The sequence below is a fragment of the Actinotignum inguinis genome (genome assembly GCF_051265835.1).
In the GTDB taxonomy this organism is placed as follows: Bacteria; Actinomycetota; Actinomycetes; order Actinomycetales; family Actinomycetaceae; genus Actinotignum; species Actinotignum timonense.
Genome location: NZ_JBOZDP010000012.1, coordinates 25,799 through 38,059 on the forward strand (window position 1 = coordinate 25,799; position 12,261 = coordinate 38,059).

The 12,261-nt window shown below is 62.1% G+C and carries 11 protein-coding genes and 1 tRNA gene; 5 read left to right on the forward strand and 7 right to left on the reverse strand.

Annotated elements, in window-relative coordinates:
- Positions 1-75 precede the first annotated feature (75 nt).
- Positions 76-915: an aldo/keto reductase gene (locus tag ACRQFC_RS06685; protein ID WP_284896553.1), complete on the forward strand. Its 840-nt coding sequence runs from the start codon at positions 76-78 to the stop codon at positions 913-915.
- 30 nt (positions 916-945) lie between these two features.
- Here the strand turns inward: ACRQFC_RS06685 and ACRQFC_RS06690 are convergent.
- A tRNA-Val gene (locus ACRQFC_RS06690) sits at positions 946-1,019 on the reverse strand.
- A gap of 159 nt (positions 1,020-1,178) precedes the next feature.
- Positions 1,179-1,577: a DUF3052 family protein gene (locus tag ACRQFC_RS06695; RefSeq protein ID WP_026428793.1), complete on the reverse strand. Its 399-nt coding sequence runs from the start codon at positions 1,575-1,577 to the stop codon at positions 1,179-1,181.
- Between the two features lie 337 nt (positions 1,578-1,914).
- Between ACRQFC_RS06695 and aceE the strand changes: the two genes are divergently transcribed.
- From aceE to ACRQFC_RS06710, 3 genes are all read left to right on the forward strand, one after another.
- Positions 1,915-4,650 carry a pyruvate dehydrogenase (acetyl-transferring), homodimeric type gene (gene aceE, locus ACRQFC_RS06700; protein WP_284896644.1) on the forward strand — a complete coding sequence of 912 codons (2,736 nt, stop codon included), beginning with the start codon at positions 1,915-1,917 and terminating at the stop codon, positions 4,648-4,650.
- A gap of 235 nt (positions 4,651-4,885) precedes the next feature.
- Complete coding sequence (locus tag ACRQFC_RS06705) at positions 4,886-6,814, forward strand: ABC transporter ATP-binding protein (protein WP_284901165.1); 1,929 nt, start codon at positions 4,886-4,888, stop codon at positions 6,812-6,814.
- The gene (locus tag ACRQFC_RS06710) at positions 6,811-8,598 is read left to right on the forward strand and encodes an ABC transporter ATP-binding protein (protein WP_284896549.1); all 1,788 of its coding nucleotides are present in this window, start codon (positions 6,811-6,813) and stop codon (positions 8,596-8,598) included. The genes ACRQFC_RS06705 and ACRQFC_RS06710 overlap by 4 nt, the downstream gene beginning before the upstream one ends.
- Before the next feature lie 70 nt (positions 8,599-8,668).
- Here ACRQFC_RS06710 and ACRQFC_RS06715 read toward each other — a convergent pair whose 3' ends face one another.
- The 4 genes from ACRQFC_RS06715 to ACRQFC_RS06730 all read right to left on the reverse strand — a co-directional run bounded on the left by ACRQFC_RS06715 (position 8,669) and on the right by ACRQFC_RS06730 (position 11,249).
- The gene (locus ACRQFC_RS06715; protein ID WP_284896545.1) at positions 8,669-9,136 is read right to left on the reverse strand and encodes a hypothetical protein; all 468 of its coding nucleotides are present in this window, start codon (positions 9,134-9,136) and stop codon (positions 8,669-8,671) included.
- A gap of 176 nt (positions 9,137-9,312) precedes the next feature.
- On the reverse strand, positions 9,313-9,975 hold the full coding sequence (locus tag ACRQFC_RS06720) for an HAD hydrolase-like protein (RefSeq protein WP_284896543.1): 663 nt from the start codon (positions 9,973-9,975) through the stop codon (positions 9,313-9,315).
- A complete protein-coding gene (locus ACRQFC_RS06725) occupies positions 9,972-10,586 on the reverse strand; it encodes an L-threonylcarbamoyladenylate synthase (RefSeq protein WP_026428788.1) in 615 nt (204 codons plus the stop codon). The genes ACRQFC_RS06720 and ACRQFC_RS06725 overlap by 4 nt, the downstream gene beginning before the upstream one ends.
- A 48-nt stretch (positions 10,587-10,634) precedes the next feature.
- Entirely contained in the window at positions 10,635-11,249 is a 615-nt protein-coding gene (locus ACRQFC_RS06730) for a hypothetical protein (RefSeq protein WP_284896541.1), read from the reverse strand.
- Positions 11,250-11,283: 34 nt separating this feature from the next.
- On the opposite strand from ACRQFC_RS06730, the gene ACRQFC_RS06735 reads away from it, so the two are divergent.
- A complete protein-coding gene (locus tag ACRQFC_RS06735) occupies positions 11,284-11,724 on the forward strand; it encodes a hypothetical protein (protein ID WP_284896538.1) in 441 nt (146 codons plus the stop codon).
- Here the strand turns inward: ACRQFC_RS06735 and ACRQFC_RS06740 are convergent.
- Positions 11,721-12,227 (reverse strand): DUF3145 domain-containing protein, encoded by a 507-nt coding sequence (locus tag ACRQFC_RS06740; protein WP_026428785.1) that lies wholly within the window; start codon positions 12,225-12,227, stop codon positions 11,721-11,723. The genes ACRQFC_RS06735 and ACRQFC_RS06740 overlap by 4 nt on opposite strands.
- Positions 12,228-12,261 lie beyond the last annotated feature (34 nt).

Below are 12,261 nucleotides of genomic sequence, written 5' to 3' on the forward strand. Positions count from 1 at the left end.
ACCCGCCGCAAGCCCTGAGCCCGTAGGAAAAACTCGAATAGACATGACATCGGTCACATTGATAGGCTGTAGGGCATGACCACATGCAATATTCCCACCACTCGCCTTGCCGATGGCGGCCAGATTCCCCTGGTTGGGATCGGCTCCCTACTGGCCAAAGGTAACGAGCTCGCCACCACGCTCGGCCAGATCATTGCTGACGGCTACCGCCTTATCGATACCGCCCAGCAGTACGCCAATGAAACGGCCGTTGGGGAAGCGGTGAAACGCTCCGGGGTACCCCGCGCGGAGGTATTCATCACCTCGAAGGTGGCCGGCGGGGAACAGGGGAAGCGGTACACCCGGCGTAGTATTGAGGATTCGCTGCGTCGCCTAGATACCGATTACCTCGACGCTCTCCTCATCCACTGGCCCAATCCTTCCCGCGGCCTGTACGTGGAAACCTGGGAGGAGATGCTCGCGGCGCAGGCGGAGGGCCTGGTGCACCACGTGGGAGTCTCTAATTTCTTGCCCGAACATCTCACCCGCTTGCATGAGGCCACCGGGGTGTGGCCGGTGCTCAACCAGGTTCAGCTCTCGGTTGCCCTCCCGCGCACCGATCTGCGTGCTTTCCACGAGCGCCACGGTATTGTCACCCAGGCGTGGCGGCCGCTCGGCGGGCCGGAAAAGCTGCTGGATCAAATCGTGGTCAAGCGCCTGGCCGCCAAGCACGGGGTGAGTGCGGGGCAGATTGTGCTGCGCTGGTGTGTCCAGCAGGGCATTGTGGCGATTCCGTCGTCGTCCCAACGCGAGCGCTGGCGGGCAAATGCCGATATCTTCAACTTCACCCTGGACGACTCGGATATGCGCGATCTGGCCGCGCTGGATACCGGCGACCTGCACGTATGGGATGCGCGCACGCACGAAGAGTGGTAGCGGATTTCGCGGCGCTCACGGCATAAAGAGTGGGCCCGACCGGATTCGAACCGATGACACCCTGGGTGTAAACCAGGTGCTCTGACCAACTGAGCTACGGGCCCGCGCGCTGCGCACTCGGATGATCCTACCCGATGCGCGGCCCGCGCGCACCTTCCCGCCGAAAATACCGGCAGCGCTTCCGTTGCGATTGCCCGCCGGCACTACCGGCCCGGCCTACCGCACGGCTCCGCGCCGAAAATACCGGCGGAACCCGCCGGCTTCTAGTAGCGCAGGCCCTTATTGGTTAGGCGCACGCCCGTCCAGGACTCCCCGAGGGCCACAGATGTGGTTGGTTGCATGCCCGCGGTATCAGCAGCCTCTTCAATATCGTTATGCGGCACCGCATTCGACACCCGCCCCGTGGGCACGAAGAGCCAGCAGATAGCATTTTCGTCGTCGAAATTAGCCTTGATATCCAGGAGCAAATCGGTGAGGTCATCGACGTCGCCGTCGTCCGCGCGCCACCAGGCGATGGCGCCGTCCACGATATCGCGCGAATCTTCGTCCACCAGCGCACTTCCGATAGTTTCTTCGATCTGCGCGCGGACCTGGGCGGCTACGTCGTCGTCGTAGCCAAATTCTTGGATGATGTTCCCTTTCTGGAAACCAAACGAACTCATGGCTTAAGCTCATCTGATCGCCGGCATTTTTTCAAGTTAATCTCAGCCGCGTCGCCCGTGATTTTGGTGATCATTACCGTATGACGACGCGCGCCGCCCGGTTCCCGGGCGCCGTGAAAGCCACCGGCCATGCGCCCCGTCCACCGCTCAGCTTAATTCCGCTCATGCCTGTGCGATGGCTCTCAACAACGCGGTAATATAAGAGTGCATGTGTAAGAGGTACCACAGCCGTTCTGGGACCAAAGCCGCGAACGGGTAACCTTGACACGTCCCTATGAACTACAACCACTCAAGCAATGGAGGAGATTCCGTGGCTTCACAAGATTCTGATGATCGCATGGTGTCCGGCCAGCTCAGCCAGATCCCGGATGTTGATCCGGAAGAAACCCGCGAATGGCTCGCGTCCGTGGATGATCTGATTGAAACAAATGGTGCGGATCGGGCGCGGTTTATCCTCGCCAGCGTGGATGAGCACGCACGCTCCAAGGGAGTTTCGGTCTCCCCTGATCTCGTCACGCCCTATATCAATACGATTCCTGCGGAAGAAGAACCTCCCTACCCGGGCACCCCGGAAGAAGAGGAACTCGAACACCAATTCCGCAGCTGGACCCGGTGGAACGCGGCCGTGATGGTCACGCGCGCCCAGCGCCCCGGCGTGGGGGTAGGCGGCCATATTTCCTCCTACGCCGCCCAGGCCACCCTTTACGAAGTGGGCTTCAACCACTTCTTCCGCGGCCCGGATGCTCCCGGTGGCGGGGATCAAATCTTCTTCCAGGGCCACTCCTCCCCCGGTAATTACGCCCGCGCCTACCTGGAAGGGCGCCTCACGGAAGCGGATCTGGATTCCTTCCGCCAGGAAGCCTCCCGTATTTCCGGCGGGCGCGGCCTACCCTCCTACCCGCATCCCCACCAGATGCCGGACTTCTGGCAGTTCCCCACCGTGTCCCTCGGGCTGGGCGCCACGAACTCCATCTACCAGGCTTGGTTCAATCGCTACCTGAGCGAACGCGGCATTAAGGACACCTCGGATTCGCACGTATGGGCCTTCCTGGGCGATGGCGAAATGGACGAACCCGAATCGCGCGGTATGCTCCAGCTGGCCGCCTCCCAGAAGCTGGATAACCTCACCTGGGTGGTCAATTGCAACCTCCAGCGCCTGGACGGGCCGGTGCGCGGCAACGGCAATATCGTGCAGGAACTCGAATCCTTCTTTAAGGGCGCGGGCTGGAATGTCATCAAGGTGCTGTGGGGTTCGGGCTGGGATAAGCTCCTCGCCCAGGATAAGGACCACGCCCTCGTGGATCTCATGACCTCCACTCCGGACGGTGACTACCAGGGCTTCAAGGCGAATGACGGCTCCTACGTGCGCAATAACTTCTTCGGGCGCGATCCGCGCACGAAGGCCATGGTGGAAGATTGGTCCGATGATGAGATTTGGGCGCTGCGCCGCGGCGGCCACGATCACCACAAGATCTACGCTGCCTACCGGGCAGCCCTGGCCCATAAGGGCCAGCCCACCGTGATTCTGGCGCAAACGGTCAAGGGTTATGACCTCGGCTCGAACTTCGCCGGGCGTAATGCCACCCACCAGATGAAGAAGCTCAATAGCAACGATCTCAAGCTGCTGCGCGATACCCTGCGTATCCCCATCGATGATTCCCAGCTGGAAGATCCCTATAACGCGCCCTACTACAAGCCGGCTGAAGATCACCCGGCCATGAAGCATATGCGCGAGCGGCGCGAAGCACTCGGCGGCTACCTGCCCCAGCGCCGCACCCACCAGGGTGGTATCGCGCTGCCGGCCGATAAGCCCTTCCAGTCCATGAAGAAGGGCTCGGGCAAGCAAAAGGTGGCCACCACCATGGCCCTGGTCCGCCTGCTCAAGGACATTATGCGCGATAAGGAATTCGGCTTCCGCATGGTGCCGATCGTTCCGGACGAAGCGCGTACCTTCGGCATGGATTCCATGTTCCCCTCCGCCAAGATCTTCAATACCCAGGGCCAGCAGTACACCGCGGTGGACCACGATATGCTGCTCTCCTACAAGGAATCCACCCAGGGCCAGCTGCTCCACACCGGTATTACCGAAGCCGGTTCCCTCTCCGCTTTCGTGGCGGCCGGAACCTCCTACGCCACCCATAACACCCCGATGGTGCCCTTCTACATCTTCTACTCGATGTTCGGGTTCCAGCGCACCGGGGATCAGTTCTGGGCGGCCTACGATCAGCTGGCCCGCGGCTTCATTATTGGTGGCACCGCCGGGCGCACCACCCTCACGGGTGAAGGCTCCCAGCATATGGATGGGCACTCCCCCGTCCTCGCCTCCACCAACCCGGGCATGGTCATTTACGATGCGGCCTACGCTTATGAACTCGGCCATATCTTCAAGGATGGCCTGAAGCGTATATACGGGGATGGATCTGACGGGCGTGAACAAAACGTCATGTACTACCTCACGGTCTACAACGAACCCATCCACCAGCCCGCCGAACCGGAGAATGTGGATGTGGACGGCATTATCCGCGGTATCTACAAGCTTGATGAAGCTGATGGCCTGGGCGGCCCGCGCGTCAATCTACTCTCATCGGGCGTGGGGGTGCGCTGGGCCCGCGAAGCCAAGCGCATGCTGCGCGATGACTGGGGCGTGGATGCCACCGTCTACTCGGTAACCTCCTGGTATGAGCTGCGCAAGGATGGCCTGGCCACCAACGAATACAACTACCTCCACCCGGAGGAAGAGCCGCGCAAGGCCTACGTGACCGCGAAGCTGGAAGGCGAAGAAGGCCCCTTCATCGCCACCTCCGATTTCGAGCACCAGGTCCAGGATTCCATCCGCGAATGGATCCCCGGTGATTATGAGACGCTCGGCGCCAAGGGCATCGGTATTTCCGATACCCGCCCGGCTGCCCGGCGCTACTTCAAGATCGATGATGCCACCATGGTGGTGCGGGCCCTGTACGCGCTCGCCAAGGCCGGCAAGATCGACCGCTCGGTTGTCCGCCAGGCAATCGAGAAGTACGATCTGCATAACCCGGCAGCCGCCGAACCGGTTCCCGATAACGACCCGGAGTAAAGCGGCGCGGGCCACGCCGGCGCTCCCGGCATCACCGGGATACCCGGCACGCCCAAGCTACGGCGCTCGGGTGCTGCACTGGCAGCGGCGCAGGCCCGGCGTCGTCGTAACTAATTGAATAGTGTTTGAGCATCCGTGCTCTCACACGTAGCATAGTGTGGCGGTCCTTTCTCACCCGTGAATAATTATCGCGAGCTGAGCTTTCGGACCGCCACACATATATGGAGGCTAGTGATTGACCGTTTATCGACTGGCGTGGAGGCATCTGCGCGACCGCAAATTCCAGCTCCTCGCGATTGCTGTGCTACAGATCGCGCAGGTGCTCCTCGGGCTCACCCTCCCCGCGCTGGGCGCTAACGTTATCGATTACGGCATTCTGGAACGCAATAGCTCCTATATTTGGTCGCGCGGACTGCTCATGGGGCTCTTCACCCTCGCGCAGGTGCTCTGCGCCATCGGGGCGATCTATTACGGGGCACTGGTCTCCACCCACCTGGGCCGGGAGCTGCGCCGCGAAACTTTCGCGCATGTGCAACGCTTCTCCCCCGCGGACCAGCAGCGTTTCGGGGCCTCCACCCTGGTCACCCGCACCACGAACGACGTCAATCAAATCCAAATGGTCACGCTCATGTCCCTCACCATTATGGTGACGGCCCCGATTATGGGCGTGGGCGGGGTGCTCATGGCCATCGGGCAAGACGTAGTTCTCTCCCTCACCCTCCTCGTGATTATCCCGGTGCTCACCGCGATTATTCTGGTGTGTACCGCGATGCTGGCCACACGCTACGAAACTCTCCAGCGGCGCGTAGATGCCATTAACGATGCGCTGCGCTCCCAGCTTTCCGGGGTGCGAGTGATTCGGGCCTTCCGCCGCGAGGAAGCCATGGCCGGGGAATTCGAGGTTCATAACCGCAATTTCCGCTCCATTATGCTCCAGATCGGCACGATTTGGTCCGCGCTGCTGCCGGCCATGAGCGCGGTCATCGGGCTGGCCTCCGCGCTGATCGTGTGGATTGGCGGACATCGGATTGCCGGAGGCTCCATGCCGGTGGGGGCGCTCGCCGCGTTTATCACCTACCTCATGATGATTCTGGGCGCGGTCATGATGCTCGGCATGATTATTATGGTGGTTCCGCGCGGGAACGTTTCCGCCGAACGCGTTATCGAAGTCAATACCACCGTTCCTTCTATTACGGACGCGCCGGATGCGCGGGAGATGCCGCCCGGTCCGGTCACCTTCCGCTTGCGCGATATTTCCCTCACTTACGCGGATGCGGACGAACCTGCCTTGCGCGGCATTTCTTTGTGTTTCAGGCCTGGAACGACGACGGCGATTATTGGCGCCTCGGGCTCGGGCAAATCATCGCTGGTGAAAATACTGCCGCGCCTCGTGGATGTGACCGCCGGGCGCTTCACCGTGGAAGGCAGCGCCGGGGCCGGAGCGGGTAGCGAGGCCGGCGAAACGGAATCCGGCGGTGCCGCAACGCGTACTGCTGGAATGAGTGAGGCCGGCGTGGGCGAAGTGGATGTGCGCGATATTCGACTCGCTGATTTCCGCCGCCGGGTGGCCCTTGTGCCCCAGCGGGCTTTCCTGTTCAGCGGCACGGTGGCCAGCAATGTTGCCGGCTCCACCCGCGATATCAACCAGGAGCGGGTCATTGATGCGCTGCGCTGCGCCCAGGCCTGGGATTTCGTTCAGGCCGGGGGAGGGCTAGAGATGCCGGTGGAAACCGGAGGAACCAATCTTTCCGGCGGGCAGCGCCAGCGCCTGACCATCGCGCGGGCCCTCTACCGGGCCCTACCCGATAGCTCCGGGCGGGCCGGGGCTGATCTGGTGGTTTTCGATGATTCTTTCTCCGCCCTCGATTACGCCACCGATGCCCAGCTGCGGGCCAACCTCAAGGAGCGGATCCGGGACGCGGCGGTGGTCATCATTGCCCAACGTATTTCAACGACCCGCAGCGCTGATTGCGTCGTCGTACTGGATTGCGGCGAGGTAGTAGGCTGCGGCACGCACGCCGAACTGATGGAAACAAGTGACATGTACCGCTCGATTGTGCGCTCCCAGGAGCGCGAGCCGGAAGGCGGCGCGGAACGCGGAACGGAAGCGAACGGTACGGAACGCGGCACGGCGGCCGCAACGAGTGAGGAGGCGCGGGCATGAGAGGTGCCGGAAATATTGACGAAGCCCGCGATATCCGCGGGGCGCTTCTCACCCTTATTCGCCATTACCTGCGCCATTACGTGGGGCGGATCGTGGCGGTGCTGCTGCTTTCGCTTATCTCCACCGCGGCGGTGGTAGCCGCTCCCTTCCTGCTCGGGCAGGGCACCAATGTGGTGGTGGATGGAATTCGCGCCGGCGGCGTCGATTTTCCGGAGTTGGCGCGGGTGCTGAGCCTGGCGGCCGGGTGCTATATTCTCTCGGCGCTGCTGCGTTTCTGGTTCGGCTATATTATTCGCCTTATTATTCAGGATCTCGGCTATGAGATGCGGCGGGATTGCCAGCAGAAAATTGATCGGATGCCGCTATCCGTGCTGGACAAACAGCAGCGCGGCGATGTGCTCTCGCGGGTCACGAACGACGTTGATAACGTGACCCAGTCCCTGCTGCAAACCCTTTCCGAAGTGCTCTCCGCGATCTACCAGATCATCGGGATCGTGGCGGTGATGGTCTATTTGTCCTGGTCGGTGGCCCTCGCCTCGCTGGTGGTCATCCCGGTGGGGATTATTGGGATCCTCCTTCTGCTGCGCCGCTCCCGCCCTTATTTCCGCGACCAGTGGCGCCTCACCGGTGATGTGTCCGCGGTGGTGGAGGAAAGTTTCACCGGGCTGGATGTGGTGGCCGCTTACGGGCTGGAAGATGAATTCCAGGGGCAATTTGATAGCGCGAATGCGCAGCTCTACGATGCGTCTTTCCGCGCGCAGGCAATCGCGCAAATGTCCCAGCCGCTTATGATGCTGGTGCAGAACGGTTCCTTTGCCATCGTCACGCTCCTAGGCAGTATTCAGGCGATGGCCGGCACCATGACGATTGGCGGGCTGCAGGCGATGATGCAATACACTCGACAGCTCTCCCACCCGCTCCAGTCCCTGGCCTCCACCGCGAATCTTATTCAATCGGCGGCGGCTTCCGCGGAACGCATTTTCGATTACCTGGCCCAGGAAGAAATGGCACCGGATGCGAAGTCCAGCTACCGCGAGGTGGTGGCCCCCGAGGCGCGGCGCGGCACCATCGAATTCTCGCACGTGCGTTTTGCCTACGAGCCCGATACTCCGGTGATCCGCGACCTCTCACTGCGGGTGGAGCCGGGGCATTCCGTGGCAATTGTGGGGCCCACCGGCGCCGGGAAAACCACGCTCGTCAATTTGCTCATGCGCTTCTACGAGGTGGACGGCGGGGCGATTACCGTGGACGGCGCGCCCATCGATTCCTTCACGAAAGAATCCCTACGGGAACATTTCGGGATGGTCCTGCAAGACACCTGGCTTTTTGACGGCACGGTCTGGGAAAACATCGCTTTCGGGAAGGACGGTGCTACGCGCGACGACGCCATTGCCGCCGCGGCCGCACTGGGCATTGATGATCTTCTTGAGACCCTCCCCCACGGTTTTGATACCCATATTGGGGATGAGGGCGAGAATGTTTCCGCCGGGGAGAAACAGCTCATCACCATCGCGCGGGCCTACCTGGCCAATCCCGATGTGCTTATTTTGGATGAGGCCACCAGTTCGGTGGATACCCGCACCGAGGCACTTATCCAGGATGCGATGGAGCGGCTGCGCGAAGGGCGCACCTCCTTCATCATTGCGCACCGGCTCTCCACCGTCCGCAATGCCACCACGATCCTGGTTATGGAAGCCGGGGACGTGGTAGAAAGCGGCACCCATGAGGAACTGCTGGCCGCCGGCGGCGCCTACGCCCGCCTCTACGAAAGCCAGTGGGCCTAAGCTAGCGGCGGTGCGAGCCTATGCTGGCGGTGGCGCGCCCAAGCTAGCCGCGATCCTGAGACCTGCGAGCCTAGGCGACCGGGACCGCCAGCTTCTCCTCCGCCGGGATTTCCCGGCTGGCAAGATACCCGGACATGAGCCGCGCTACCGCGCTGGCACCCAGGCTGAGCACCCACAGAGCAGCCATGAGAATGAGAATGCTCGGATGCCCGGCATCCTTAATAATGAGGAAGACCAGGAGGATCACTCCGAGGGCAGCCGCGATCACCGGGACGGCCTGCATGGTGGGGCGCAGCCACGCCGGTGCAGAGCGCCGGGGTTGTTCCAGCAGCCCAAACCACTGGTAGACCCCTAGGAAATAAACCTGGCCGAGCGCGACCCAGAGCATGCCAAAACAGGTGCAGGTCCACACCACCAGGCTATATTCCGGAGCCCATTGCATTGTTTCCATTGCGCTAACGCACAGCAAAAGATAACCGAGAAAACCGCCGAGAACCGCAGCTCCCGCCGCGATCTTTCCAGCCGTGTACGCGTTCATATGAGATCCCTCCGTTGAGCTAGGTAGCCAATCGCCGCGGTGACGATCTTATGTGGGAGTCTAACGACGCCTCGGGTGGATGTATACGGCCACGCCCTTCGCTGCTCAGATCTTAATCAAATTGTATCCAGACTTAATGCTGCTGTGACCCTATGTTAATATGCCCGTGCCTGATGTTAATGGGATTGTGACCGCTCCACTCCGGCGAAATCCCACAGGATCTCACCGAGCTCGCGCGCGGTTCCCACGTGCCGCCAAGCTAGCTCCCATTCGGAACGCGGTGCAGTCCCCCACTCCACGAGCACCGTGGGAAGGCCGTGCTGGCCTGCGCCGTCGACATCGTGAATACGATCCCCCACCATGAGGGCACGCGAGGTATCGATGCCCTGCGCCCGCAATTCGCGCAGCGCGGCCCCCACCACCTCAGCTTTCCCGTACCCGGGGATATCTTCGGGATCCCCGGCAATATAGCGGAAGTGCTGCGCCACGTCCTGGTGTTCCAGAATCGCGCGGGCATTCTTTTCGTTTTTCGACGTCGCAATGGCCAGCGGCACCCCGGCCGCGTCCAGCTCCTCTACCAATTCGCGCATCCCGGGGAAAATCGGGGTGTCGAGCATGCGCTGTTCGTAGCGGACGCGGTAGCGGCGCACCATCTCTACCGGGTCGGCCGCACCGAGCTTCGTGAAGGTATCGATGAGCGGCGGGCCGATGAACTGCACAAAGAATTCTTCGGGGTGGTCCTCCCCCATTTCTTCGCGCAGGGTGGCCCGGAAAGTTTCTTTGACGATAGCGGCGGAATCGTGGAAGGTTCCGTCCAGATCAATAAGGATAGGGTTCACAGGTCAAGTCCGGCGGTATCGCCTGCTCCTTGTCTCGCGATTTCGTTAGTTACCAGGTCAAGTACGGTGGTGGGACCGCGCCCCACGGGCCCGTTCACCACCACATCCAGGGCATGGCCCAGTTCATCTTCCACAATCCAGCCCTCTTCGAGGGGTTCTTCCGCGCCGGGAAGAATCAGCGTGGAGGAGAGTAGCGGTTCGCCCATTTCCGTGACTACGGCTTGGGTGATGCGGTGGTCGGGGATGCGCACGCCCACCGTGTGCTTCTTCGGGTTGAGGGTCATCCGCGGCACTTCTTTGGTGCCCTTAAGAATGAAGGTGTAGGGCCCGGGCGTGAGGCTTTTGATGAGCCGAAAATCGGGATTATCCACAATCACGAGCTGGCCGAGCTGCGCGAAATCGTGGCACAGCAGGGTGAAATGGTGTTTATCACCCACCTGCCGGATGCTGCGAATCCGCTCCAGGCCCTCCTTATTGCCCATCTGGCACACAATGGCGTAACCGGAATCGGTGGGCAGGGCCACCACCTCACCGCGGCGCAGCCGATCCACCACTTTGGTGACGAGCCGCGGTTGCGGATCCTCAGGATGAATATCAATGAAGGTAGCCATAGCCCCTAGTCTAGTCGAGGCCGCGACACGAAAAAGCGGCGGTTTTGACTACTCCGCCGCGCTCACCGCCTCCCGCAGCTCCGCGAGCTCATTCGCCTTGCCATAGGGTTCCATTTCCCGCAGATACGCGCGGGCTTCATTGGTGCGCCCGGCCGCCAGTGCGGTGCGTACCAGAGCCTCACCGGCCTCGAAACTGTGGGTGGCCGGATCCCAATGGGCCAGCCCCAAACTGAGGGCCTGATCCGGATGCCCGGCGTCGCGCAGAATTGCCATGGCCCGGGCGAGGATGTGCCCATCCGGATTGCGATCCGTGGCGGTGGTGAGGAGCCGCAGGGCCCGCTCGGGATCGGAGTCCACCGCAAGCCGAGCCATATGCAGCTGCGGGTACCAGGAAGCCGGTGAGCTGGAGAGTTCTTCGGCGAGGGCATAAATCGCCAGGTCCGCGGAAAGGATGCTTCCGGTTCCGGTGAGCTCCGCGGTGAGCGGATCAGCGGGCGGGAGTTCGCCTTCGGCCGCGCGTGCCAGGGTGACGAGCTGGGTGAAAGCCTCGACGTCGTTCGGGTCCTCAGCAAGCCGCTCACGCAGCGCCTGCGCGGTGGCGGTACCGGCTTCCGGGGCCCGGGTATGCTGGAAGAGTTGCTGCATCAAATCGAGGAATGCCATGATGCGAGCGTACCGAAAATAGGGAGGTCGTGCGATGGAGGTAGCGCAACTCATGTCGCTGGGCGCGGATGTTCTGGAGCGCGAAGGCTACCCGGATGCCACCGAAAGTTTCGAGCTGAACCGCGTGGATAGCGTGACACGCTGGGCAATCGCTGTCACCTTGGAAGACGCCAGCGGCGTGGTGGTGCCCGATAGCGAGATCTGCGCGGCGCGCACCCTCGGGGAGCTGGTGCGGCTCAGCTGCCCGGGCGCGGACCTCAGCCTCGCACCTTCTTCTCAGCACGACGGCGCAGCTGCGGCCCGCCCCGCTTCTGCCACCACCGCGAATGCGGCGGCGGGGCCTAGCCCGGCGCAGTCGGATAAGGCGAATGTGCGGGATAAGCCGGAGACGCCGACTGAGACGAATCGGCCAGATGTGCCGGATGAAAACGCCCCGCTATCCGCGGAGGATCTGCGGGCTGCCCTGGGGCTTTAGCCCACGCGGTGCAGCCAGCGTACCGGCGCACCCGCGCCGGCATAGCGGAAGGGCTCAAGTTCATCATCCCAGGCTTGACCGAGGGCAATATCGAGGAGCCGGCGCATTTCTGCGGCGTCGTTCCCCGCGTTTTCCAGGGCGGCCCGCACCCGGTTTTCCGGAATCACCACATTGCCGGTCAGATCTGTTTGGGCGTAGAAAATACCGAGGCCGGGGGTGGCGGACCAGCGGCCTCCTTCGGATACCGGGCTGGCATCCTCGGTGATCTCAAAACGCAAATGCTCCCAGCCGTTGAGGGCGGAGGCGAGCATGGCTCCGGTTCCCACTTCTCCCGTCCACGAGGCTTCTGCCCGGTTCATATGCGGGGCTGCGGGTTGTTTCGTCCACTCAAAATGCGGTTCGTATCCGAGCACACTTGTAACCGCCCATTCAACGTGGGGTTGAACGGCCGGCATAACAGAGTGAATGAATATGACGCCGCGAGTGGCGTATTTGTGTGCCATAGCATTCCTCCTGCGCTTGGGTGGCTTTCCCCGT

Coding starts and splice junctions, on each gene's coding strand:
- ACRQFC_RS06685 (WP_284896553.1), top strand. CDS start 76: ATGACCACATGCAATATTCCCACCACTCGCCTTGCCGATGGCGGCCAG.
- ACRQFC_RS06695 (WP_026428793.1), bottom strand. CDS start 1,577: ATGAGTTCGTTTGGTTTCCAGAAAGGGAACATCATCCAAGAATTTGGC.
- aceE (WP_284896644.1), top strand. CDS start 1,915: ATGGTGTCCGGCCAGCTCAGCCAGATCCCGGATGTTGATCCGGAAGAA.
- ACRQFC_RS06710 (WP_284896549.1), top strand. CDS start 6,811: ATGAGAGGTGCCGGAAATATTGACGAAGCCCGCGATATCCGCGGGGCG.
- ACRQFC_RS06715 (WP_284896545.1), bottom strand. CDS start 9,136: ATGAACGCGTACACGGCTGGAAAGATCGCGGCGGGAGCTGCGGTTCTC.
- ACRQFC_RS06725 (WP_026428788.1), bottom strand. CDS start 10,586: ATGGCTACCTTCATTGATATTCATCCTGAGGATCCGCAACCGCGGCTC.
- ACRQFC_RS06730 (WP_284896541.1), bottom strand. CDS start 11,249: ATGGCATTCCTCGATTTGATGCAGCAACTCTTCCAGCATACCCGGGCC.
- ACRQFC_RS06735 (WP_284896538.1), top strand. CDS start 11,284: ATGGAGGTAGCGCAACTCATGTCGCTGGGCGCGGATGTTCTGGAGCGC.
- ACRQFC_RS06740 (WP_026428785.1), bottom strand. CDS start 12,227: ATGGCACACAAATACGCCACTCGCGGCGTCATATTCATTCACTCTGTT.